This is a genomic window from Bradyrhizobium guangdongense (assembly GCF_006483445.1).
Taxonomy (GTDB): Bacteria; Pseudomonadota; Alphaproteobacteria; order Rhizobiales; family Xanthobacteraceae; genus Bradyrhizobium; species Bradyrhizobium guangdongense_A.
In genome coordinates this window covers 1-19,835 of sequence record NZ_PPPT01000032.1, presented here as the reverse complement: position 1 = coordinate 19,835, position 19,835 = coordinate 1, and the positions used below count along the sequence as shown (strand labels likewise).

General features: G+C 64.7%; 20 protein-coding genes and 1 pseudogene. 10 read left to right on the top strand and 11 right to left on the bottom strand.

Annotation, left to right across the window (positions count from 1 at the left end):
* Positions 1 to 27: 27 nt before the first annotated feature.
* Both C2U70_RS05045 and C2U70_RS05040 read left to right on the top strand, forming a co-directional pair.
* A complete protein-coding gene (locus tag C2U70_RS05045; protein ID WP_140976765.1) occupies positions 28 to 450 on the top strand; it encodes a cupin domain-containing protein in 423 nt (140 codons plus the stop codon).
* 74 nt (positions 451 to 524) lie between these two features.
* Positions 525 to 1,208 (top strand): flavin reductase family protein, encoded by a 684-nt coding sequence (locus C2U70_RS05040; protein ID WP_140976764.1) that lies wholly within the window; start codon positions 525 to 527, stop codon positions 1,206 to 1,208.
* A gap of 15 nt (positions 1,209 to 1,223) precedes the next feature.
* On the opposite strand, the gene C2U70_RS05035 is transcribed toward C2U70_RS05040, so the two are convergent.
* The 4 genes from C2U70_RS05035 to C2U70_RS05020 form a co-directional block, all read right to left on the bottom strand.
* On the bottom strand, positions 1,224 to 1,505 hold the full coding sequence (locus C2U70_RS05035; protein WP_140976763.1) for a hypothetical protein: 282 nt from the start codon (positions 1,503 to 1,505) through the stop codon (positions 1,224 to 1,226).
* Positions 1,502 to 2,371: an aromatic amino acid exporter YddG gene (yddG, locus tag C2U70_RS05030; protein WP_140976762.1), complete on the bottom strand. Its 870-nt coding sequence runs from the start codon at positions 2,369 to 2,371 to the stop codon at positions 1,502 to 1,504. The genes C2U70_RS05035 and yddG overlap by 4 nt, the downstream gene beginning before the upstream one ends.
* A gap of 105 nt (positions 2,372 to 2,476) precedes the next feature.
* Positions 2,477 to 3,202: an acetoacetyl-CoA reductase gene (gene phbB / locus C2U70_RS05025; protein WP_140976760.1), complete on the bottom strand. Its 726-nt coding sequence runs from the start codon at positions 3,200 to 3,202 to the stop codon at positions 2,477 to 2,479.
* 220 nt (positions 3,203 to 3,422) lie between these two features.
* Positions 3,423 to 4,601: an acetyl-CoA C-acetyltransferase gene (locus tag C2U70_RS05020; RefSeq protein ID WP_140976759.1), complete on the bottom strand. Its 1,179-nt coding sequence runs from the start codon at positions 4,599 to 4,601 to the stop codon at positions 3,423 to 3,425.
* A 316-nt stretch (positions 4,602 to 4,917) separates the two neighbouring features.
* Between C2U70_RS05020 and phaR the strand changes: the two genes are divergently transcribed.
* Positions 4,918 to 5,502, top strand: coding sequence for a polyhydroxyalkanoate synthesis repressor PhaR (gene phaR / locus C2U70_RS05015; protein WP_140976757.1), 585 nt, complete (start codon positions 4,918 to 4,920; stop codon positions 5,500 to 5,502).
* 380 nt (positions 5,503 to 5,882) lie between these two features.
* The gene (locus tag C2U70_RS05010; protein WP_140976756.1) at positions 5,883 to 8,744 is read left to right on the top strand and encodes a PAS-domain containing protein; all 2,862 of its coding nucleotides are present in this window, start codon (positions 5,883 to 5,885) and stop codon (positions 8,742 to 8,744) included.
* Between the two features lie 10 nt (positions 8,745 to 8,754).
* Here the strand turns inward: C2U70_RS05010 and C2U70_RS32820 are convergent, their stop codons facing one another.
* Both C2U70_RS32820 and C2U70_RS05005 read right to left on the bottom strand, forming a co-directional pair.
* Entirely contained in the window at positions 8,755 to 8,922 is a 168-nt protein-coding gene (locus tag C2U70_RS32820; RefSeq protein ID WP_186294072.1) for a hypothetical protein, read from the bottom strand.
* A gap of 64 nt (positions 8,923 to 8,986) precedes the next feature.
* Positions 8,987 to 9,247, bottom strand: a complete 261-nt coding sequence (locus C2U70_RS05005; RefSeq protein ID WP_140976754.1) for a hypothetical protein — start codon at positions 9,245 to 9,247, stop codon at positions 8,987 to 8,989.
* Positions 9,248 to 9,587: 340 nt separating this feature from the next.
* Between C2U70_RS05005 and C2U70_RS05000 the strand changes: the two genes are divergently transcribed.
* The 3 genes from C2U70_RS05000 to C2U70_RS04990 all read left to right on the top strand — a co-directional run bounded on the left by C2U70_RS05000 (position 9,588) and on the right by C2U70_RS04990 (position 12,709).
* Positions 9,588 to 10,562, top strand: a complete 975-nt coding sequence (locus tag C2U70_RS05000; RefSeq protein ID WP_140976753.1) for a tripartite tricarboxylate transporter substrate binding protein — start codon at positions 9,588 to 9,590, stop codon at positions 10,560 to 10,562.
* 148 nt (positions 10,563 to 10,710) lie between these two features.
* A complete protein-coding gene (locus C2U70_RS04995; protein ID WP_186294071.1) occupies positions 10,711 to 11,196 on the top strand; it encodes a tripartite tricarboxylate transporter TctB family protein in 486 nt (161 codons plus the stop codon).
* A gap of 4 nt (positions 11,197 to 11,200) precedes the next feature.
* On the top strand, positions 11,201 to 12,709 hold the full coding sequence (locus C2U70_RS04990; RefSeq protein WP_140976750.1) for a tripartite tricarboxylate transporter permease: 1,509 nt from the start codon (positions 11,201 to 11,203) through the stop codon (positions 12,707 to 12,709).
* 112 nt (positions 12,710 to 12,821) lie between these two features.
* On the opposite strand, the gene C2U70_RS04985 is transcribed toward C2U70_RS04990, so the two are convergent.
* On the bottom strand, positions 12,822 to 14,516 hold the full coding sequence (locus C2U70_RS04985; protein ID WP_186294070.1) for a bifunctional diguanylate cyclase/phosphodiesterase: 1,695 nt from the start codon (positions 14,514 to 14,516) through the stop codon (positions 12,822 to 12,824).
* Between the two features lie 212 nt (positions 14,517 to 14,728).
* Between C2U70_RS04985 and C2U70_RS04980 the strand changes: the two genes are divergently transcribed.
* Entirely contained in the window at positions 14,729 to 14,992 is a 264-nt protein-coding gene (locus C2U70_RS04980; protein ID WP_186294069.1) for a hypothetical protein, read from the top strand.
* 19 nt (positions 14,993 to 15,011) lie between these two features.
* On the opposite strand, the gene C2U70_RS04975 is transcribed toward C2U70_RS04980, so the two are convergent.
* From C2U70_RS04975 to mtgA, 3 genes are all read right to left on the bottom strand, one after another.
* Positions 15,012 to 15,641: a hypothetical protein gene (locus C2U70_RS04975; RefSeq protein ID WP_140976748.1), complete on the bottom strand. Its 630-nt coding sequence runs from the start codon at positions 15,639 to 15,641 to the stop codon at positions 15,012 to 15,014.
* Between the two features lie 140 nt (positions 15,642 to 15,781).
* The gene (gene rpmF, locus C2U70_RS04970; RefSeq protein ID WP_007598106.1) at positions 15,782 to 15,964 is read right to left on the bottom strand and encodes a 50S ribosomal protein L32; all 183 of its coding nucleotides are present in this window, start codon (positions 15,962 to 15,964) and stop codon (positions 15,782 to 15,784) included.
* A gap of 162 nt (positions 15,965 to 16,126) precedes the next feature.
* Positions 16,127 to 16,801 carry a monofunctional biosynthetic peptidoglycan transglycosylase gene (gene mtgA, locus C2U70_RS04965; protein ID WP_140976791.1) on the bottom strand — a complete coding sequence of 225 codons (675 nt, stop codon included), beginning with the start codon at positions 16,799 to 16,801 and terminating at the stop codon, positions 16,127 to 16,129.
* 160 nt (positions 16,802 to 16,961) lie between these two features.
* On the opposite strand from mtgA, the gene C2U70_RS04960 reads away from it, so the two are divergent.
* Positions 16,962 to 17,900 (top strand): polyprenyl synthetase family protein, encoded by a 939-nt coding sequence (locus C2U70_RS04960; RefSeq protein WP_140976747.1) that lies wholly within the window; start codon positions 16,962 to 16,964, stop codon positions 17,898 to 17,900.
* A gap of 7 nt (positions 17,901 to 17,907) precedes the next feature.
* Positions 17,908 to 18,597, top strand: coding sequence for a DUF1345 domain-containing protein (locus C2U70_RS04955; protein WP_140976746.1), 690 nt, complete (start codon positions 17,908 to 17,910; stop codon positions 18,595 to 18,597).
* A 105-nt stretch (positions 18,598 to 18,702) separates the two neighbouring features.
* On the opposite strand, the pseudogene C2U70_RS04950 reads toward C2U70_RS04955, so the two are convergent.
* Positions 18,703 to 19,835 (bottom strand): annotated as a pseudogene (locus tag C2U70_RS04950) (caspase family protein); the annotation flags it as partial.

The window sequence follows — 19,835 nt, the reverse complement described above, 5'->3', positions numbered from 1 at the left end:
CTGAAGTACAAGTCCTGACGGGGATCGATGCCGACAGCAGCCGAGATCATCGCGCGTCTTGAACTGAGACCCCATCCCGAGGGCGGGCATTATCGCGAGACGTTTCGCGACCAGACGACGGATGCCAACGGACGGTCGCGATCGACCCTGATCTACTTCCTGCTCGCCCGCGGCGAACGCTCGCACTGGCATCGCATCGATGCAGTGGAGACCTGGCACTACTATGCCGGCAGCCCGCTGACACTGCGCATCGCCCATGAGGGCTGCTCCCAGCATGTCGTGCAACTCGGCACCGACCTGTTGGGCGGACAGCGGCCGCAGGCGATCGTACCTGCACATGCGTGGCAGGCGGCCGAGAGCACCGGTGAGTGGACGCTGGTCGGCTGCACCGTGGCGCCGGCCTTCGAGTTCGCGAGTTTCGAGCTCGCACCGAATGGTTGGGAACCCTAACGCAATCTGGAATCGGGTGGGATCACTCCATCCAACACCGTAGGACGGCGCTTCTCAGAGAACAGGAGCGCATGATGCACGGAACATTCGAATCCCCAACGATCCAGATCGACCCGGCTATCCTGTATTTCGGAACACCCGTGGTCCTGATCGGCTCGACCAATGAGGACGGCTCACACAATCTGGCGCCGATGTCGTCGGCATGGTGGATCGGATGGCGCTGCGTGCTCGGGCTCGCGCGCAATTCCAAGACCACCGAGAATATGATCCGCACTCGCGAGTGCGTGCTCAATCTGCCGTCCGCCGATCTCGTCGCCGCCGTCGATCGTCTCGCCCGCACCACAGGTTCGAATCCATTGCCGCAGAGCAAGCTCTATCGTGGCTACCGGCACGAGAAGGATAAATTCGGCCTGAGCGGTCTGACCGCGTTGTCAGCAGAGACCGTCGACGCGCCGCGCGCCGCCGAATGCCCGGTGCAGATAGAAGCGAAGGTCGCGCATGTGCACGAGATGGCGCAGGACGATCCGGTCTTCCGCAGTCATCTCACCGCGATCGAGGTCCGCATCACGCGCGTGCATGCACATCCCGGCATCATGATGGAGGGTGCGAGCAACCGCATCGATCCCGACAAATGGCGGCCACTGATCCTGAGTTTTCAGGAGTTTTATGGGCTCACGGCGCAACGCCTGCAGCGCTCGGAGCTCGGGCAGATTCCGGAAGCGATGTATCGGCCGCCGGGCTGGCAACCGGCGCTTTAGCGATCCGTCTGCGACCTATTCTTTCGAACCGAGGGCTCGCACGGGCGCTCGGCGAACAATCCTCGTGAGAAGCGTGTCATAGGCCGGCTGGTAGCCGGCCGCCCGATACTCCTGCTCGGTCAGTCGAACGTAGGATTTCCCATCGGTGACCGTGACGGTCTCAGGTTGGCCGTTCACGCCTTCGTTCCGATAGAGGCCAGTGAATGTTGCGGGGTCCGGGCCATTCACTTGCGCGACGGCGCCGAAACCCGAGAAACCCGCGATCAACAACAGCACCGTGGCGATCGAACGAATCATCGTTTCTTCCACACCATGTCCTTCGCCGCGATCAGGCCGCCGCCGGCGATCAGGATCGCGGCGATAGCGATGTTGGCGCTGGCCTTGGCGTACCCGGCTGCGATCAAAAAGCCGGTCGAGAGCAGCGGCGTCGCGTAGGACGCTGCGCCGAGCACGCGGATGTCGCCACGCTTCATGCCGATGTCCCAAGCGTAGAACGCTGCACCCACCGGGCCGATGCCGAGCCCGAGCACGGCAAGCCATTGCAGTTTGGTCGTCGGCCACACTGTGGTCTCGACAGCAAGGTGCACCAGCGCGGCGAGCACTGCGGTCGCCAGGCAGAAGCCCGCGACCGCATCCGTCGGCACAGCCTTCAGGCGCCGCGACAGCACGGAATAGGCGCCCCAGACGAAAGCGGCGACGACGGCCGCGATCAATCCGGGCACCGCCCCCGGAGCGAAGCCGCTCGTATTGCCGGCGAACAGCGTCACCGTGCCGACGAGCCCGAGCACGGCGCCGATGACGTGATGCATGGCGAGCCGCTCGCCCGGCAGGAACGAGGAGAACAGCACGATCAAGAGCGGCCAGAGATAGTTCAGCAGGCCCGCCTCTGCCGGGGGCGCGAAGCGCAGCGCGAGGAAATAGAGCGCGTGATAGCCGAACAGCCCGCCGACGCCGACCGCCCACACCACAAGCGGCTGGCGCAGGCTGGCCGCGGCTTCGCTCCGTCCGATCCAGGTGAGGAGACCGACGATGCCTCCGACCGCAAAGGTCATCGCGGCAAGCTGGAACGCCGGGATGGTGCCGGTCGCAACCGTCAGTAACGCGAGCAGCGACCACAGCAGGATTGCCGTCAATCCAATCAGCGTCGCGGTACGGGAAGTCATCGGCCGTCCATGGGTTGTTGGGCCGATGGTTTTAAGGCCGTGGATGCCCGGGACAAGCCCGGGCATGACGACGTCTGCGTTATGCGTGGCCGTGATGCGCCGGCATCACACCATGTACTGGCCGCCGTTGACCGACAGCGTCGAGCCGGTGATGGCGCCGGCCTCGTCGGCGGCGAGGAACACGACCGCGCGCGCGATTTCCTCGGGCTCGCCGAGGCGGCCGATCGGGATCAGCGGCAGGATCGACTTTTCCAGCACGTCCTTCGGCACCGCCTGCACCATCTCGGTGTTGATGTAGCCCGGACAGATCGCGTTCACGGTGACGCCGCCCTTGGCGTTCTCCAGCGCGAGCGCCTTGGTGAAGCCGATCTCGCCGGCCTTCGCCGCAGAATAGTTCACCTGGCCGAACTGGCCCTTCTGGCCGTTGATCGAGGAGATGTTGATGATGCGACCGAACTTGCGTCCGCGCATGCCCTCGATGACCTGGCGCGACATGTTGAACAGCGAGCCGAGATTGGTGCCGATCACGGCGTTCCATTGCTCGAGGCTCATCTTGTGGAAGGCGCCGTCCTTGGTGATGCCGGCATTGTTGACGAGCACGTCGACCGGGCCGACCTCAGCCTCGACCTGCTTCACACCGGCCGCGCAGGCGTCGAAGGAACTCACGTCCCACTTGTAGACGGCAATACCGGTCTCGGCCTTGAACTTCTCCGCCGCCGCGTCATTGCCGGCGTAGCTCGCCGCAACCTTGTAGCCCGCCGCCTTCAGCGCCTTGCTGATCGCAGCACCGATGCCCCGCGTACCACCCGTGACCAATGCGACACGTGCCATATTGTATTCCTTCCCTCGACTTAGACGTTTCCTTGGACGCTTCTGAAGATTTCGGCGATCGTTTTAATCACGGATTATGCGGGTCGTTTGACGGACATCAAGAACAAAACGCCCGGCGGTGAGCCGGGCGCTTGTCTTTAGTCGAGGCTTACGCGGTTGCGAAGAATATTTGAGATGCAACCGCCGCCTTTTTAGCCGCGTGCAGCGCACGCGTTACTTTTTAATCGCGTGCAAGACACATCGCGATGCCCATGCCGCCGCCGATGCACAGCGTGGCGAGGCCCTTCTTCGCATCGCGCTTCTGCATCTCGTGCAGCAGCGTCACCAGCACGCGCGCGCCGGAAGCACCGACCGGATGGCCGATCGCGATCGCGCCGCCATTGACGTTGACCTTGGAGGTATCCCAGCCGAGATCCTTGTTGACGGCACAGGCCTGCGCCGCGAAGGCCTCGTTGGCCTCGATCAGATCGAGGTCGCCGACGTTCCAGCCGGCCTTCTTCAGCGCGGCGCGCGACGCCGGGATCGGGCCCGAGCCCATGATCTTCGGATCGACGCCGGCCTGCGCCCAGGACACGATGCGCGCGAGCGGCTTCTTGCCTTCCTTGGCGGCCTGCTTCGCGGTCATCAACACCACGGCGGCTGCGCCGTCATTGATGCCGGAGGCCGAACCTGCGGTCACGGTGCCGTCCTTCTCGAAGGCCGGACGAAGCTTTGCCATCGCATCGAGCGTCGCGCCATGGCGGGGATATTCGTCGGCGCTGACCACCACGTCACCCTTGCGGGTCTTGATGGTGACCGGAACGATCTCGTCGTTGAACTTGCCGGCCTTCTGCGCGGCTTCGGCCTTCTGCTGCGAGGCGACCGCAAACTCGTCCTGCTGCGCGCGGGTGATCTGCCACTGCCGCGCGACGTTCTCGGCGGTGTTGCCCATGTGGTAGCCGTTGAAGGCGTCCCACAGACCGTCCTTGATCATGGTGTCGACGAATTCGAGCGCGCCCATCTTGACGCCGCCGCGCAGGTACTGGGCGTGCGGGGCCATGCTCATGGATTCCTGGCCGCCGGCGACGACGATTTCGGAATCGCCGTTGAGCAGCGCCTGATAGCCGAGCGCAACCGTGCGCAGGCCCGAGCCGCAAAGCTGGTTGACGCCCCAAGCCGGGCTTTCCACCGGAATGCCAGCGGCGATCGAGGCCTGGCGGGCCGGGTTCTGGCCCTGGGCCGCGGTGAGGATCTGCCCCATGATGACCTCGGAGACCCGGCCGGGCTCGATGCCACCGCGCTCCAGCGCGGCCTTGATGGCGATAGCGCCGAGATCGTGGGCGGGAAGGGTCGCGAAGGCTCCGTTGAAGCTTCCGACCGGGGTGCGGGCGGCGCTGACGATGACGACATCGTCTGACATGGGCATCTCCTGGGGCTTGAGGTTCTGGGTAGACGGGGCAGGCGGACAGCCAGATTGGGCTCGCCAGTCTCGAATGGCATCCTGTTAACGTCGTTGAGGCATGTCAATCGGCTGGAGGCCGGTTTTACGCCGCAGCGCATTCAAAATAGCGTTCTTGGCTGTTTCGCAAGCAACTTTTTGCTCCCCGATTAACCGTGGCGCACAAAACGGTAGCGTGAGGTCGTTGAAAATGCTTATTTTGTTGCGTTGCGTACTCTTCCCGCGCCTTGCGGCACTGCCGCAGGTTCCGTTCTCAGCGTCGTTCAAGTGAGAGCCCATGGCGAAATCAGACCAACCCACCACCATCAAGAAATACGCGAACCGCCGGCTCTACAACACCGGAACGAGCACCTATGTGACGCTCGAAGATCTCGCCGCCATGGTCAAGGAAGGCGAGGATTTCCTGGTCTATGACGCCAAGACCGGCGACGACATCACCCGCTCCGTGCTCGCGCAGATCATCTTCGAGCAGGAGAACAAGGCGGGCCAGAACCTGTTGCCCACCACCTTCCTGCGCCAGCTCATCCGCTTCTACGGCGACAGCATGCAGATGGTGGTGCCGAAATATCTGGAGCAGTCGATCGCGACGCTGACCCAGGAGCAGGAGAAGTTCCGCAAGCAGATCGCCAGCACGCTGTCCGGCACGCCCTTCGCCCCGCTGGAGGAGCAGGTCCGCCGCAACATGGAGCTGTTCCAGCAGACCTTCTCGATGTTCAAGCCGTTCGCACCGCGCACCGGCGCGCCGGAGCCCGAGCCCGATGCCGGCACCGAGCCTGCCAAGGACGCCAACATCGACGAGCTGCGCCAGCAGATGAAGGACATGCAGGAGCGGCTGGAGCGGATGTCGAAGAAGGACGAGTAGGTTTTTCAGGACAAAGCCGCCAGTCGTTCTACCGACCCTGCATCAACAATGTCGTCCTGGCGGAAAGCCAGGACCCATACCGCGTGATCTCTCGATCGCGCGCGGTGTGCGCACCGACGAAATTCTCGCGACTACCAATCTTCGCCAAACTCCTCCCTGGGGTAATCTCGACGAGCGCAAGGCGCTCGCTCGGAGGTCCTGGCTTTCGCCAGGACGACGCTGAATTGGGAGGCTTGCCTTTGTGCGCGCGGGGAATCCCAACTCCCGGTCACCCTCCGTAAACTACCACGCTTAAGGGAATTTTCCCAGATCGACGCTACGCTCAACGTCCCAGTTACGTTGCGTTAAGTGTGTTGGCCCGCCCGAGAAGCTCCTCACCGATGACGACGACCCGCAAGACCAGGCCGGAGGCCGCCGGCACGGAAGCCCTGCTCGCGCTGAGCCAGCTTGCGCTCGATCGCATGGAGCAGGGGGTTTGCGTCTACGATGCCGACAATCGCATCGTGTTGCTCAACCGGCGCTATCTCGAGCTGTTCAACATGTCGGCCGACGTGGTTCGGCCGGGCACGAGCTATCGCGACGTGCTCGCGCACTCGGCTTCGCTCGGCAATTTTCCCGTCGGCGAGGTCGACAACCTCTTTCACGAGCGCATCGCACGGGTCACCGCGGGGAAGCCGTTCCGGGCCGAACAGCGGCTGTCCAGCGGCATCGTGCTTGCGTTGGACCAGAAGCCCCTGCCCGAAGGCGGCTGGATGACGATCTGCGACGACGTCACGCGCCTCGCCCGGCTCGAGACGCAGTTGCAGTTGCAGACCGAGCGCAGCCAGCATGCACTCGCCAACATGTCGCACGGGCTCGTCATGTACGATGCCGACGGTCGCCTTAACGTCTGCAACGAGCAGTATCTCGCGCTCTACAATCTCGACCCCGACATCATCAAACCCGGCATCTCGCATCGCGACCTGCTCGACCACTGGATCTCCCGCGGCAATCTGCCGGGCACATCGGCCGACGAATTCCACGCCAACCGGATGAAAGAGGTCCGCCGCAAGAGCCCGAACACCGTGCTGCTGACACGCCATGACGGCCGCATCATGCAGGCGGTCTCGCGCTTCCTTCCCGACGGCGGCTGGGTCACAGCGCACGAGGACGTCACCGACCGGCTGAAATATGAAGAGGCGCTGAAGCAACAGAACTTCATGCTCGACGCCGCACTGGAAAACATGGCGCATGGCCTCTGCTTCTACGACAGCGACATGCGCCTCAAGGTCTGCAACAGCCGCTACCGCGAGATCTACCGCCTGTCGCTGGAGGAAACGAGGCCGGGCACGCATCTGAGCGAGCTGGTCGAGCGCTCGATGGCGAACGGCGCATTCTCCTCGGACTACACGCCGCAACAGATTCTCGAAGCCGCCCGCGCCCGCATCGCCAGTCGCGACGATTCGCCGATGCGCCGGCGCATGGCAAACGACACGATGATCTCGGTGCGCTACTGCGCCCTGCTCGAAGGCGGCTTCGTCGCGACCTATGAGGACATCACGGAACGCGAGCACGCGATCGAGGAGCTGAGCGAACAGTATCGCCGGTTCGATGCTGCGCTCAACAACATGAGCCAGGGGCTGTGCATGTTCGACAGCCATCTGCGCGTCATCGTCTGCAATGCGCGCTACATCGAGCTCTTCGGCCTTTCGGCGGAGGTCGTGAAACCCGGCGCGTCGCTGCGCGAGATCATGGAGCACGCCTGCGCGCTCGGGCACTATCCGGGCATGACGGCGGCAGCGTTCTATGCCGACTATATCGAGCGGCTGCGCGGGGGCGAGCACACGCTGCACCGTCACCTCGCCGACGGCCGCATCATCAAGCTCAACCACACTCGGATGGTGCATGGTGGCTGGGTCGTCACCTATGAGGACGTCACCGAGCGCCACAAGGCGCAGGCGCGCGTCGCCCACATGGCGCGACACGATTCGCTGACCGACCTGCCCAACCGCACGCTGTTCCGCGACCAGATGAACGAGAGCCTGGCCGAGATCGCCGTTGCCGGCGGCGAGATGGCGGTGCTGTGCCTCGACCTCGACAATTTCAAGACCGTCAACGACCGTCTCGGCCACGCCGCCGGCGACCGCCTGCTGCGCTGGGTGGCCGCCCAACTCAAGGAGCACGCCGGCGAGCACGCCACCGTCGCGCGGCTCGGCGGCGACGAATTCGCGCTGCTGCAGCGCGGACCGCAACCGGAATCCGCCGAACGGCTGGCGCGCCGCCTGGTCGAGATCATCGGCCGGCCGCCGCCGCTGGAGAACCAGTCGATCCATGTCGGCGTCAGCATCGGCATCGCAATCGCCCCCGAGCACGGGCTCGACACCGACGAGCTGATGAAATGTGCCGACCTCGCGCTGTACCAGGCCAAGGCCAAAGGCCGCGGCGCCTACCAGCTCTTCCAGCCCGAAATGGAGGAGCACGCACGCTCGCGCCACGCGCTGGAGCACGATCTGCGCGGCGCGCTCGAGGCACGCGAATTCCATCTCGTGTTCCAGCCGCAGGTTCGTCTCGATAATTCCGAGCTGACCGGCTTCGAGGCGCTGCTGCGCTGGAAGCACCCGGTGCGCGGCATGGTGTCGCCCGCCGAATTCATTCCGATCGCCGAAGAAACCGGCCTGGTGATTCCGATCGGCGAATGGGTGCTGCGCGCGGCCTGCGCCACCGCGGTCACCTGGCCCGACGCCATGACCATCGCGGTGAACCTGTCGCCGGTGCAGTTCCGCTCGCGCGGGCTGGTCGCCATGGTCACGAGCGCGCTTGCCGAAGCCGGCCTGCCGCCGCAACGGCTCGAGCTCGAAGTCACCGAGACGGCGCTCCTCGACGACAACGAAACCACCATCGACACGCTGCATCAATTGCGCGCGCTTGGCGTGCGCATCAGCCTCGACGATTTCGGCGTCGGCTATTCCTCGCTCAGCTATTTGCGCAAATTCCCGTTCGACCGCATCAAGATCGACCGCTCCTTCGTCGGCACGCTCGGCGAAAGCCCGGAAAGCGTCGCGATCGTCCGCACCATCGCGAGCCTCGGCTCGGTGCTCGGCGTCGAGACCACGGCGGAAGGCGTCGAGACATCGGACCAGCTCGAATTCGTCCGCGCCTCCGGCTGCACGGCCGTGCAGGGCTTCTACTTCGGCCGCCCCGCTCCGGCCGCCGAGATCGATCGCGTGATCGAGAGCCTGGGCGCGCTCCGCCGCGTGGCGTAACGACGCCTGCTCACGAGCCCGTCCAGCCGTCGGGAAACGGCGCAATCGGCCAATTGTCCGGACTGTTATCGTTGGCAACGCCTGCCAGCGTCGGCTTGACCGCAGCCAGCGACCGGACGCGGACGAACCAGAACTTTGGACCGAAGCGCAGAACGCGCCAGCCGCGCGCGCGTCTCACACGCAGCTTCCGCGAAGGCTTCGCACGCGCCTTCCGCGGCCTTAGAACGCGCGGTGACATGGCATTAGGGCCGCGGCGACCTGACCTGGTTGAGCGTGGCGAGCTCTGCGGCCGCAAGCGCGCTACGCCACTCGCGATCCGACAAATCTCCGACCAGGCTCGAGAGTTTGACGGCGAGCGCGCGCAAGCGGGCATTCTCCTCGAGCAACCAGACGACATCGTTTGACGGCGATTCGTCGTCCGGAAATTCGGCGGTCTCACCTAGCTGCCGCGACAAAAGCTCGAAGAAATCATCGGTCTCAACATCGTTCCCCGTCGAAATCATTTTCCGCGCCTTCGCGCGCGACAAATCATCGGCACCCATGGCAAGTCCCCCTTCGGACAAGCCCCCAGCGGATGCGCCGAACCTCGATTGAGTCGGCGGCGGATTTGCGACGGAAATGGGACCCGGCTTGGCCTGCAAACGGCTACCGTCAAATTCCGTGTCTCGGCAGGCGCGCGCACGACCAATTGTCGCACGCGCATCTTGCTGCTGAAATCGGCGGCAGTCGGGCGCTAGACGATTGGCGCAATGCGCTTTTCTTCCCTCTCGTTTTCAGGGACAATCGCGTCACAAAAATGAAAAGCGGCGGCCCGGCGAGGAGCCCCGCAAGGGAGGCATTGCGATGTCACGAAAAATTCTTGGCAAGGTTTTTGGAACGGCGATGGTTGCGGCGGGCATGCTGCTGTCGGTTGCAGCCCACGCCCAGGATTATCCGACCAAGCCGATCACGCTGATCGTGCCGTGGCCGGCGGGCGGCTCGACCGACATCTCGATGCGCGCGATCGCCGACAGCGCCTCAAAGGTGCTGGGCCAGCCGATCGTGATCGACAACAAGGCCGGCGGCGGCGGCACGGTGGGGCCCGCCACCATGGCAGCCGCGGCAAAGCCCGACGGCTACACCATCTCGCAGATCCCGATCACGGTGTTCCGCCTGCCCCTGATGCAGGAAGTGTCGTGGGATCCGGCCAAGGACTTTACCTACATCGTCCATCTCACCGGCTACACGTTCGGCGTCACTACGAGCGCGGAGTCGCAGTTCAAGAGCTGGAAGGACGTGATCGACTTTGCCAAGGCAAATCCCGGCAAGGTGACCTATGCGACGCCGGGCACCGGCACCTCGCTGCATATCGGCATGGAGCAGATCGCCGCGATGTCCGGCATCAAGCTCACGCAGGTGCCGTTCAAGGGCGGCGCGGAGACCAACGCCGCGGTGCTCGGCCAGCACACCATGCTGCAAGCGGATTCCACGGGATGGCGGCCACTGGTCGACGCCGGCAAGCTGAAGCTCCTGATGGTGTGGACCGGCGCGCGCTCGCCGAACTATCCTGATGTGCCGACCCTGAAGGAGCTCGGCTATCCCATGGTCTACGATTCGCCGTTCGGCGTTGCCGGCCCCAAGGGCATGGATCCAAAGATCGTCGCGAAGCTGCACGATGCCTTCAAAAAGGCGGTCGAGGACCCCGCCGTGATCGCGACGCTCGCCAAATACGACATGGTGCCGAACTACAAGAACACCGAGGACTACAAGAAATTCGTGGTCGAGGTCACGGACTCCGAGCGCAAGGTGATCGACACGCTCGGGCTGGCGAAGAAGTAAGGTTGGACTGCCACACATACCGGCGTCATCCTGAGGTGCGAGCCGCCCTCGCGGCTCGCCTCGAAGGATGGACACGGGCACCGGCGCCCTTCGAGGGCCGCTGAAGAAGCGGCCACCTCAGGGTGACGGTGGTCTAGGGGTGCTTCACATGAACAACGACCACAACGTCAAACTCCGTCTCGGCAATTCCGAGCTCTGGGGCGGGCTGATCGGGCTGGCGCTCGGCGGCTTCGTGATCTGGCAGGGGCTAAAACTCAAGTTGGGCACCATCAACGATCCCGGCTCGGGCTATGTGCTGTTCTACACGGGCATCCTGATGTGCGTGTTCGCGGCCGCGATCATCGTCTCGGCCGTCACCGAGGGCGGGCCGACGCTGGCGTCGCGCTGGGAGAATGCGCGCTGGACCAAGCCGCTGCTGCTGATTGCGTGCCTCACCGCGTTCTCCTTCGCGCTGGAGCCGCTCGGCTTCCTGCTGTCGTCGATCCCCCTGATGCTGGTCCTTTTGCGCGTGATCGACCCCGTGCGCTGGACGCTTGCGATCCCGGTCGCGGTGCTGGTGCCATCAGGGATGTGGTGGGTGCTCAAACGCCTGCTGCTGATCCAGTTGCCTTCCGGCATGTTCGGGATCGGTTGATCGCATGGATACGCTTGCCAACGTCGCGCACGGGTTCGGCGTCGCGCTGCTGCCGATCAACCTGCTCTATTGTTTCATCGGCGTGTTCATCGGCACGCTGGTCGGCGTGCTGCCCGGCATCGGGCCGATCTCGGCGATGTCGCTGTTGCTGCCGGTGACGCTGTCGGGCACGCCGGAATCAGGCATCATCATGATGGCCGGCATCTATTATGGCTCGATGTACGGGGGATCGACGACCTCGATCCTGGTCAACATCCCCGGCGAAGCGGCCTCCGTCGTCACCTGCATCGACGGCCACCAGATGGCCAAGCAGGGCCGCGCCGGCCCCGCGCTCGGCATCTCCGCCTTCGGCTCCTTCATCGCCGGCACCTTTGCGCTCGTCGCGCTGATGCTGGTGGCGCCAAAGCTCGCGGGCATCGCGATCGCGTTTGGACCTGCCGAATATTTCAGCCTGATGGTGCTCGGCCTCGTCGTGCTCACCTTCCTCACCCAAGGATCGATGCCCAAGGCGCTCCTGATGGCCTGTATCGGCGTCGTGCTCGGGCTGATCGGTCTCGACAGCATCACCGCGCAACCGCGCCTGACTTTTGGTCGCATGGAGCTGATCGACGGCATCGGCCTCGTGCCCGTGGTGATGGGTCTGTTCGGCGTCGCCGAGGTGTTGCTCAACACCGAGCAGGTGCTCAAACGCGACATCATCAACACCAAGATCACGCAGCTGTTGCCCAACAAGGCCGACTGGCAGGCGAGCGCAGGGCCGGTGGCGCGCGGCACCTTACTGGGCTTCCTGCTCGGCATTTTGCCGGGCGGCGGCGCGGTGGTGGCGTCGTTTGCGTCCTATGCACTGGAGAAGCGGTTGTCGAAGACGCCGGAGCGTTTTGGCCATGGCGCGATCGAGGGCGTCGCGGGCCCGGAATCCGCCAACAACGCGGCCGCCGGCGGCGCGTTCATTCCGCTCATGACGCTCGGCATCCCGCCGAACGTGGTGATGGCGCTACTGCTCGGCGCCTTCGTGATTCACGGATTGCAGCCGGGGCCGCTGCTGATCACGCAAAACCCCGGCCTGTTCTGGGGCATCGTCGCCAGCATGTATATCGGCAATCTCATGCTGCTGGTGCTCAATCTGCCGATGATCGGCATGTGGGTGCAGCTCCTCAAGCTGCCCTACAACATCCTGTTCCCGCTGATCATCCTGTTCACGATCCTCGGCGTCTACTGCTCCAGCAACAACGTGTTCGACGTCTATGTGATGATCGCCTTCGGCGTCATCGGCTACTTCATGCGCAAGCTCGGCTTCGAGCCCGCACCCCTGGTGCTGGCCTTCGTGCTCGGACCGATGATGGAGAACAACTTACGCAAGTCGCTGATCCTGTCGCAGGGCGATCTCTGGACCTTCGTGCAGCGGCCGATCTCGGCGACCTGCCTCGTCTTCGCACTGGTGCTGCTGATCGCCCCGCTGTTGCCCACCCTGCGCAGGAAGCGCGAGCTGGTGGCGTTGGACGAGGGCGCGTGAGGAGAATACCGGTGCCGTAGAGTGGGCAAAGGCGCTCTTGGCCGTGCCCACCATCTTTCCGCGAATGCGACAGAAGCGGTGGGCACGCTTCGCTTTGCCCACCCCACGATTCCTACCCAGCGGCAGGCAGCACACTGTCCGGCGGGGCGCCCCACGGGCGCTCGGCTGAGGCCAGGCCGATCAGCCGCCCCTGGATGAAGTCGCAGCCCCAGTCGCGCAGCAGGTTGGCGGCCTCATCGTCCTGCACCCATTCGGCGACCGTCTTGATCTCGAGACGGCGGGCGAGGTCGATCAGGGTCTGCACGAAGGCGCGGTCGTCGGCTGAACGGGTGATGTTCTGCACGAAGGCGCCGTCGATCTTGACGATATCAACGCCGAGCTTGCGCAGATTCCGGAACGAGGTGTAGCCGGCACCAAAGTCGTCGATCGCGATGCGGCTGCCGAAGCTCTTGAGCCGGCCGACGAAGGCGCGGACGTCGTCGATGTCCTGGATCGCCACCGTCTCGGTGATCTCGACGATCAGCCGTTCGGCGACGCCGGGATGCGCGCACATCAGCGATTCGATTGACGCCCACCAGTCCGGATCCATCGTGGTGTCCGGCGAAATGTTGAGGCTGAGCTGTACGTCGGGCGAAGCCGCAAGTTCGGCGACCACGAGCTCGAGCACGCGATGGTCAACCAGACGAATCAAGCCGAGGCGCTCGGCGACCGGCACGATATCGGGCGCGAGCAGCGTTGAGCCGTCGCCCTGCTCCATCCGCACCAGGCATTCGTAGAACGCGTTCTCGCGCGAGGCGGCCGCCACGACAGGCTCATAGGCCAGCACGATGCGGCGCTCGTTCAGCGCGGTGACGATCTCGTCGGTGACGCGGATGTTGACGCGGCGCTGCGCGTCGCGCTCGGCATTCGGCTTCCAGGTACCGAACGAGCCGGCGCGCCGGTGCTTTGCGGCATCCAGCGTCTCATGGGCGCGGTTGATGGCTTCGTCGGCATTGCGCGCATAGCGCGGCACGCTGACGGCACCGATCGATGCCGTCACCGACACCGGTCCGGATTTCGTCGGCACCACCTCGTCACGAATGCCGGCGAGGAACCGCTCGGCAGCAACGTTCATGTCGTCGATCGTGCAATTCTTCAGGATCAGGCCGAACTTGTTGCCGGAGAAGCGCCCCAGCACGTCGCCGCCGCGCAGCCGCGTGCGGATGCGCTTTGCGATGTCGAGGATCACGGCGTCGGCGACGTCGAAGCCGAAGGCGTCGTTGACGCGGGCGAGATGATCGATGCCGACCAGCATGAAGGCGCAGGTCGAGCGGAAGCGGGTCGACTCCTCGATGGCTTCCGCTAGGGCTGCGATCAGATGGGTGCGGTTCAATTCGCCGGTCAGCGGATCGAGGCGCGCGAGCTTCGTCAGTTCCTCATCGCGGGCGTGACGTTCATTGTTGACGCGAATGATGCCCTGCGCGCGCACCGGGCGGCCGTCGGGGCCAGCGAACCAGCGGCCGGTCTCCTCGATCCAGACCACCGGCTCGGACGCGCTCATGCGCACGCCGTATTCGACGCGGTAGGGCGTGCCGTCGGCGCCATGCACGGCGGAGGTCAGCGCGAGGGCTGCGGTGCGGATCGATTGCGACGGCTCGATCAGCTTTGCGAATTCGGCGCCGGAGGCGAGCTTCTCCGGCGGAATGCCCGCAAAGATCTGTCCGGCCTGGTCGCCCCACTGGATCGCGTCACTTGCGATATCCCAGACGAACACGGCCTGCCCGAGGGAAGCGAGGATGTCGGAGGCTTGCGGCATGAAAAGGGTCAAGATCGCCTCGTTTCGGGACAGCGAAAACCTTCCGCCCGGCTCAGGATAGAGCCAGATTCGCCTCCGACCCTAGGCAAAGTTCATTAACAGTCTGGAAACCACGTTCGAAAGGCACTTGGGAACCATATCGGCCCGGCCGGCATAGGCCTTGCGAGTACATGACACGCACAGGGCGTCGCGTCCCGAAACGCGACAGTCGAGCCGGGTATGCGATGTTGAGTACCAACCAACCAGACGAGGCAGGCGAGCACGGCACGGGCACCGGACTGGTCCCGCTGACGCCGACCCTGGCATGGGTCCACAAGAGCGTGCTGCCGCGACCCGACCCGAGCTTCGTCACCCAGTTGATCGCCAATGCCGAGCACGTACCGCAGGCAAGCCGCCTGCGTCGGGCTTCACCCGCGGATGCCAACCTGGCCTATGGCAACAAGCGTCCACTGCCCAGCGTCAGTTCGCGGACGCGACAGGTCGCCTGAACGACATCGACTGAAACGCTTAGCGCTGCGGCTGGTCGGGCGAAGCCTGCGTGCCGTTGCTCGGCTGGAGCTGCGGCGAGACTTCCGGCGCGGTCGGACGCGGCGCCGGATGATCCTTCAGCACGGATTCGGCGATTGACTGCGCCGTCGGTGCAGGAGGCGCAGGCTGCGGCGCGGGTGCCGGCTGCTCGAGGCGCGGCTCGACGACTGGCGCCTCCTCAACCTCTTCAGCTTCGCGACGGCGCGACTTGCGCGGCGCAGGCGCCGCCTCGGCATACACGACGCGGCGGCGCGAGCGCTGCGCGACGCCGCCGAAGAAATCGGCCATTGCGAGCAGCGTCAGCAGGAAGAAGGTGGAGTTGCCGAACTTCGGCCACATCACGAATTCGGCCGCGGCGGCGCCGAACACGATCAGCGACAGCAAATGATCCATCAGGAATTTCGAGCCGGGCCGCGCGCCCTTCACCACTTCGAGCAACAGAAGCACGATGCCGAGCGCAAGCAGGAGATCGTTGAGCGTGACGGCCCAGGCTTCGCCGGTGATCATCGGCACGCGGAACAGCACGTCGCCGAAGGACACGCTCGGCATCAGGAAGGCGATGATGTTGTAGACCGCGAGCGGGATGAGAAGCAGCGGGAAACCGACCATCGGCTTGAGCTTTCCTGATCAAGACATCCGGGCAGGACAATGCGGCGGCGAAGCATCAGCTCCGCCGCCGTCACCGTCTTTACTCACTGATAGGCCGAATTCAGGCGGGTCAAAACGCCCCGCCCGAGAACGCACCGGCCTCAGGACTCTTTCTTCTTCAGGACCTGCCGGCCCTTGTACATGCCGGTCTTGAGGTCGAGATGATGCGGACGGCGGAGCTCGCCGGAGTCCTTGTCTTCCACGTAGGTCGGCTTCTTGATGGCGTCTGCCGAGCGGCGCATGCCACGGCGCGACGGCGAGGTTTTACGTCTCGGAACGGCCATTTCGATATCCTCTAGGGATTGGTGTTCGGGGGCATCGTCCGGAGGACGGCTCAGCACCCGGACGGGGCGAGCGGAATGCCGATCAAGGCCGCGCTTATAGAGGAAGGTTGGCCGTAAATCTAGGGCATTGGGCCGGAAAAAACGCCCGAAAATGGCTCGAAATCAACGATTTTCCCGCCAGCAGGTCTGCAATGAGCTGGCCTGCGCCCGCGCTACGTAGGTCCCCGCCAGCCGCCGGACGCCCGGCCCGGGAGTTTTAGCGCTGCGCCGGACCGGGTTCGGCAGGATCGAGGCCAGAAGCGCGGCCTCCCGCGGCGAAAGGTTGGCAGCCGATTTGCCGAAGGCATGGGCGGCCCCGGCTTCGACGCCGAACTGCCCCTGGGGGCCAAGCTCGGCGATGTTGAGGTAGATCTCCAGAATCCGCTGCTTGGGCAGCACCAGGTCGATCCACAGCGCCAGGGGGAATTCCAGCACCTTCCGAACCGGGTCCCGGCCCTGCCAGAGGAACAGGTTTTTGGCCACCTGCTGGGTGATGGTGGAGGCGCCCCGGAACGGCGTGCCGTCCTCCTGCGCGTCGTCGATCGCCTCGCGCAGCGCGCCCCAGTCGATGCCGCGATGCTTGCAGAAATGGGCGTCTTCCGCTGCGACCACCGAGCGCGGCACGTAAGGCGACATCGCCGCGAGATCGATCCATTGCCGCTGCATCGGCGCGCCGCGGAGCGATCGCCAGGCCATCAGCGTCGAGACCGGATGACCGGTGCGGTAGAACGGCGCGATCAGATAAGGCACGAGCAGCGCGACCAGACACACCAGCAGGATGATTTTGATGGCGCGCAAGCGGGGCTTTCCGGCGGGACAATGAAAATTAACAACGGCTCGTCTATTAAGTCTGTGATAATTCGGGCCTTTTCCAGCGCTTTTAAGGCGTTCCAAATGATTGACTGACACGCCCGCATAAAGGATTGTCCGGCCAATTTCGTATTTGGAGCCTTTCTTGATGACCGGCACGACCCCGTCCGACTTCGCAAAACGCGATTTCGCAGCACGATTGGACAAGACCGCCGACGACACCGAAGCCCTGCTGGCCAAGCTGCTCTCCGACGACGTCCTGTCCGACGAGATCGCGCGACCGAAGCGGCTGATGGACGCGATGCGCTATTCGAGTCTTGGTGGCGGCAAGCGCCTGCGCCCGTTCCTCGTGGTCGAGAGCGCCGCCGTGTTCGGCGTGCCGCGCGAGGCTGCGCTGCTCGCGGGCGCCGCGCTCGAATGCATCCACTGCTACTCGCTGATCCACGACGATCTGCCCGCGATGGACAATTCCGACCTGCGCCGCGGCCGCCCGACGCTGCACAAGAAGACCGACGATGCGACCGCGATCCTCGCCGGCGACGGCCTGTTGACGATCGCCTTCGACATCATCACCCGCGACGAGATTCATCGCGACGCCAATGTGCGATTGCTGCTGACGCGCGCGCTGGCGCGCTGCGCCGGCATCGGCGGCATGGTCGGCGGCCAGATCCTCGATCTCGCGGGAGAGGGGCGCTTTGGCGGCAACGAACCGATCGATGTCGCCCGTATTCAGCAGATGAAGACCGGTGCGCTTCTGCGCTATGGCTGCATCGCGGGCGCGATCCTCGGTCAGGCCACGAATGCGGAATATCAGGCGCTCGACGATTACGGCCGCTCGCTCGGCGAAGCCTTCCAGATCGCCGACGATCTGCTCGACGTCGAGGGCGATGCGGCTGCACTCGGCAAGCCGGCCGGGGCCGATGCTGCGCTCGGCAAGACCACCTTCGTCACCCAGCTCGGCATCGACGGCGCCAAGCAGCGCGTGCGCGACTTGCTCGCGCGCGCCGACGCCGCGGTGTCGATCTTCGGCGATCGCGCTGCCGTGCTGCAGGCCGCCGCGCACTTCGTCGCCGAGCGGAAGAGCTGACGGCTCGATGGCGGGCATCGACAAAGACGATCCTGTCCTTGTCCGCTTCCGAAAGATGTCGCGGCCGATGCGCGTGGTTTATGCGCGGCCGCGTACCTTCATCGCGCTCGGCATCGGCATTCTCGTCTGCCTGCTGATGCCCGGCTCGTTCCGTCTGGTGACGCGGCTGTTGCTCGGCTGGGACGCGCTGATCGCGGCCTATCTCGTGCTGGTCTATGGCATGATGCTGAACAGCGACCACGATCGCATCGCCCGTGACGCCGCGATGCAGGACGACGGCCGCTTCGTGATCCTGCTGGTCGGCGCAATCGGCGCCTTCGCCAGCATCGCCGCGATCGTCGCAGAGCTCGGCGTTCCCCATCGCGGCGTGTTCGAGCTGACGATTGCGATCTCGACCATCGCGCTGTCATGGGCCGCGGTGCACACCACCTTCGCGCTGCATTACGCCCATGACTATTATCGTCACCCGCCCGGCGGCCTGCAGTTTCCGAGCGGCGACACGGACGACCACGCCGACTACTGGGATTTCGTCTATTTCTCCTTCGTCATCGGCATGACCGCACAGGTCTCCGACGTCGGCATCACCGACAAGACCATTCGCCGCACCGCGACCGCGCACGGCATCGTCTCGTTCATCTACAACACGGCGCTGTTGGCGCTGACGGTGAACATCGCGGCGAGCGCGATTTCCTCGTAGCGGCTAGAGCCTTTTCCGTTTCGATGGAATCGGAACGGGGCTCTAGATTCTTGTTTTGACGCGTTTTCTTGACGCGAACCGGTTTCCACTTCGCTGGAAAACGCTCTAGTTGCAGATCTCCGGGTTGGGATCGGCTCCAATACCGCCGCCACCCTTGAATCCCAGGCGACAGCCCTTTCTGACCGGGCGGCAGATCAGGTCGTTGCAATAGATTTGACCACCAGAGGCAGCGCCGCCTGCGCCGGCCGCTGCTGCAGCACCAGCCTGCGCGCGCTGCCGCGCAGGACGATCCTGCTGCTGGCCGTCGTCGCGCTTCGCAGTCGCCGGCTTGCTGGCGCGCTTCTTCTCGCACTCATTGTCGTCGTTCAAGACATAGTCGTCGCGGCAAACGATCCTGGTGCACTTGTCGCCGTCGGCCTTGAAACCCTGCTCGCACATCATGGGGCAGACGCGTGACTGCCTGGTCTTGATGCTGTCGAGCGCGTCGGTGCTGGCAACCTTGACGTCGAGCTTGGTGCCGGCATAGCGGTTGAACAACGTCAGCGAGCGCTGCGAGGCCGCATTCCAATTGCCGTCGGCCGAGCCCGAGTAGCATCCGACGCGGCCGAGTTCCGATTGCACCGCCTTGGTGAGATCGAGCTGCGAGGTCGCGGGTGTGAGCGCGGCAACGCTGGTGCCCGCGGGCGCCGCACGCGCTGCCGAATTCTCCGGCGCAACCGCCGCAAGATTGACACGCTGCTGCTCGGCGGCGGCCGCCTGCTTCTGCGCCTGCTCCTTGGCCTGCTGCGCGGCGAGCTGCGCTTGCTCGGCAGCCTTGGCGTTTGCTTCAGCCTTGGCCTGCGCATCCTTCTGCGCACCTGACGCGGCGAGGCGATCGCGCTCGGCCTCCGCCTGCTTGGCCTTCTCCGTTGCGGCCGCATGGGCCTGCTCGGCAGAAATCTTGTCGAGCTGGAGTTTTGCCAGGCTGGAATAGAAACCATCCGGATGCTGCGCCAGGAACGCGTCCCATGCCGGCTTGTTGCCGACCTGCAGCGCGAGCTCGTAGTCGCGGCGCACTTCGGCCTGCGGATTGGCGGGCGCCGCCGTCGGCGCCACGGCAGCGACCTTGGCCGGCACCAGCGGCAGGTCGTCGCCGCCGAGCGAGTCGTAAACGAACGGCTCCTGCTTGTTGTTGGTGGTCTTGAGCACGTCGTCGCGCACGAAGCCGAAGGCGCGGCGGACGTCGAGGCCCGGCGTCG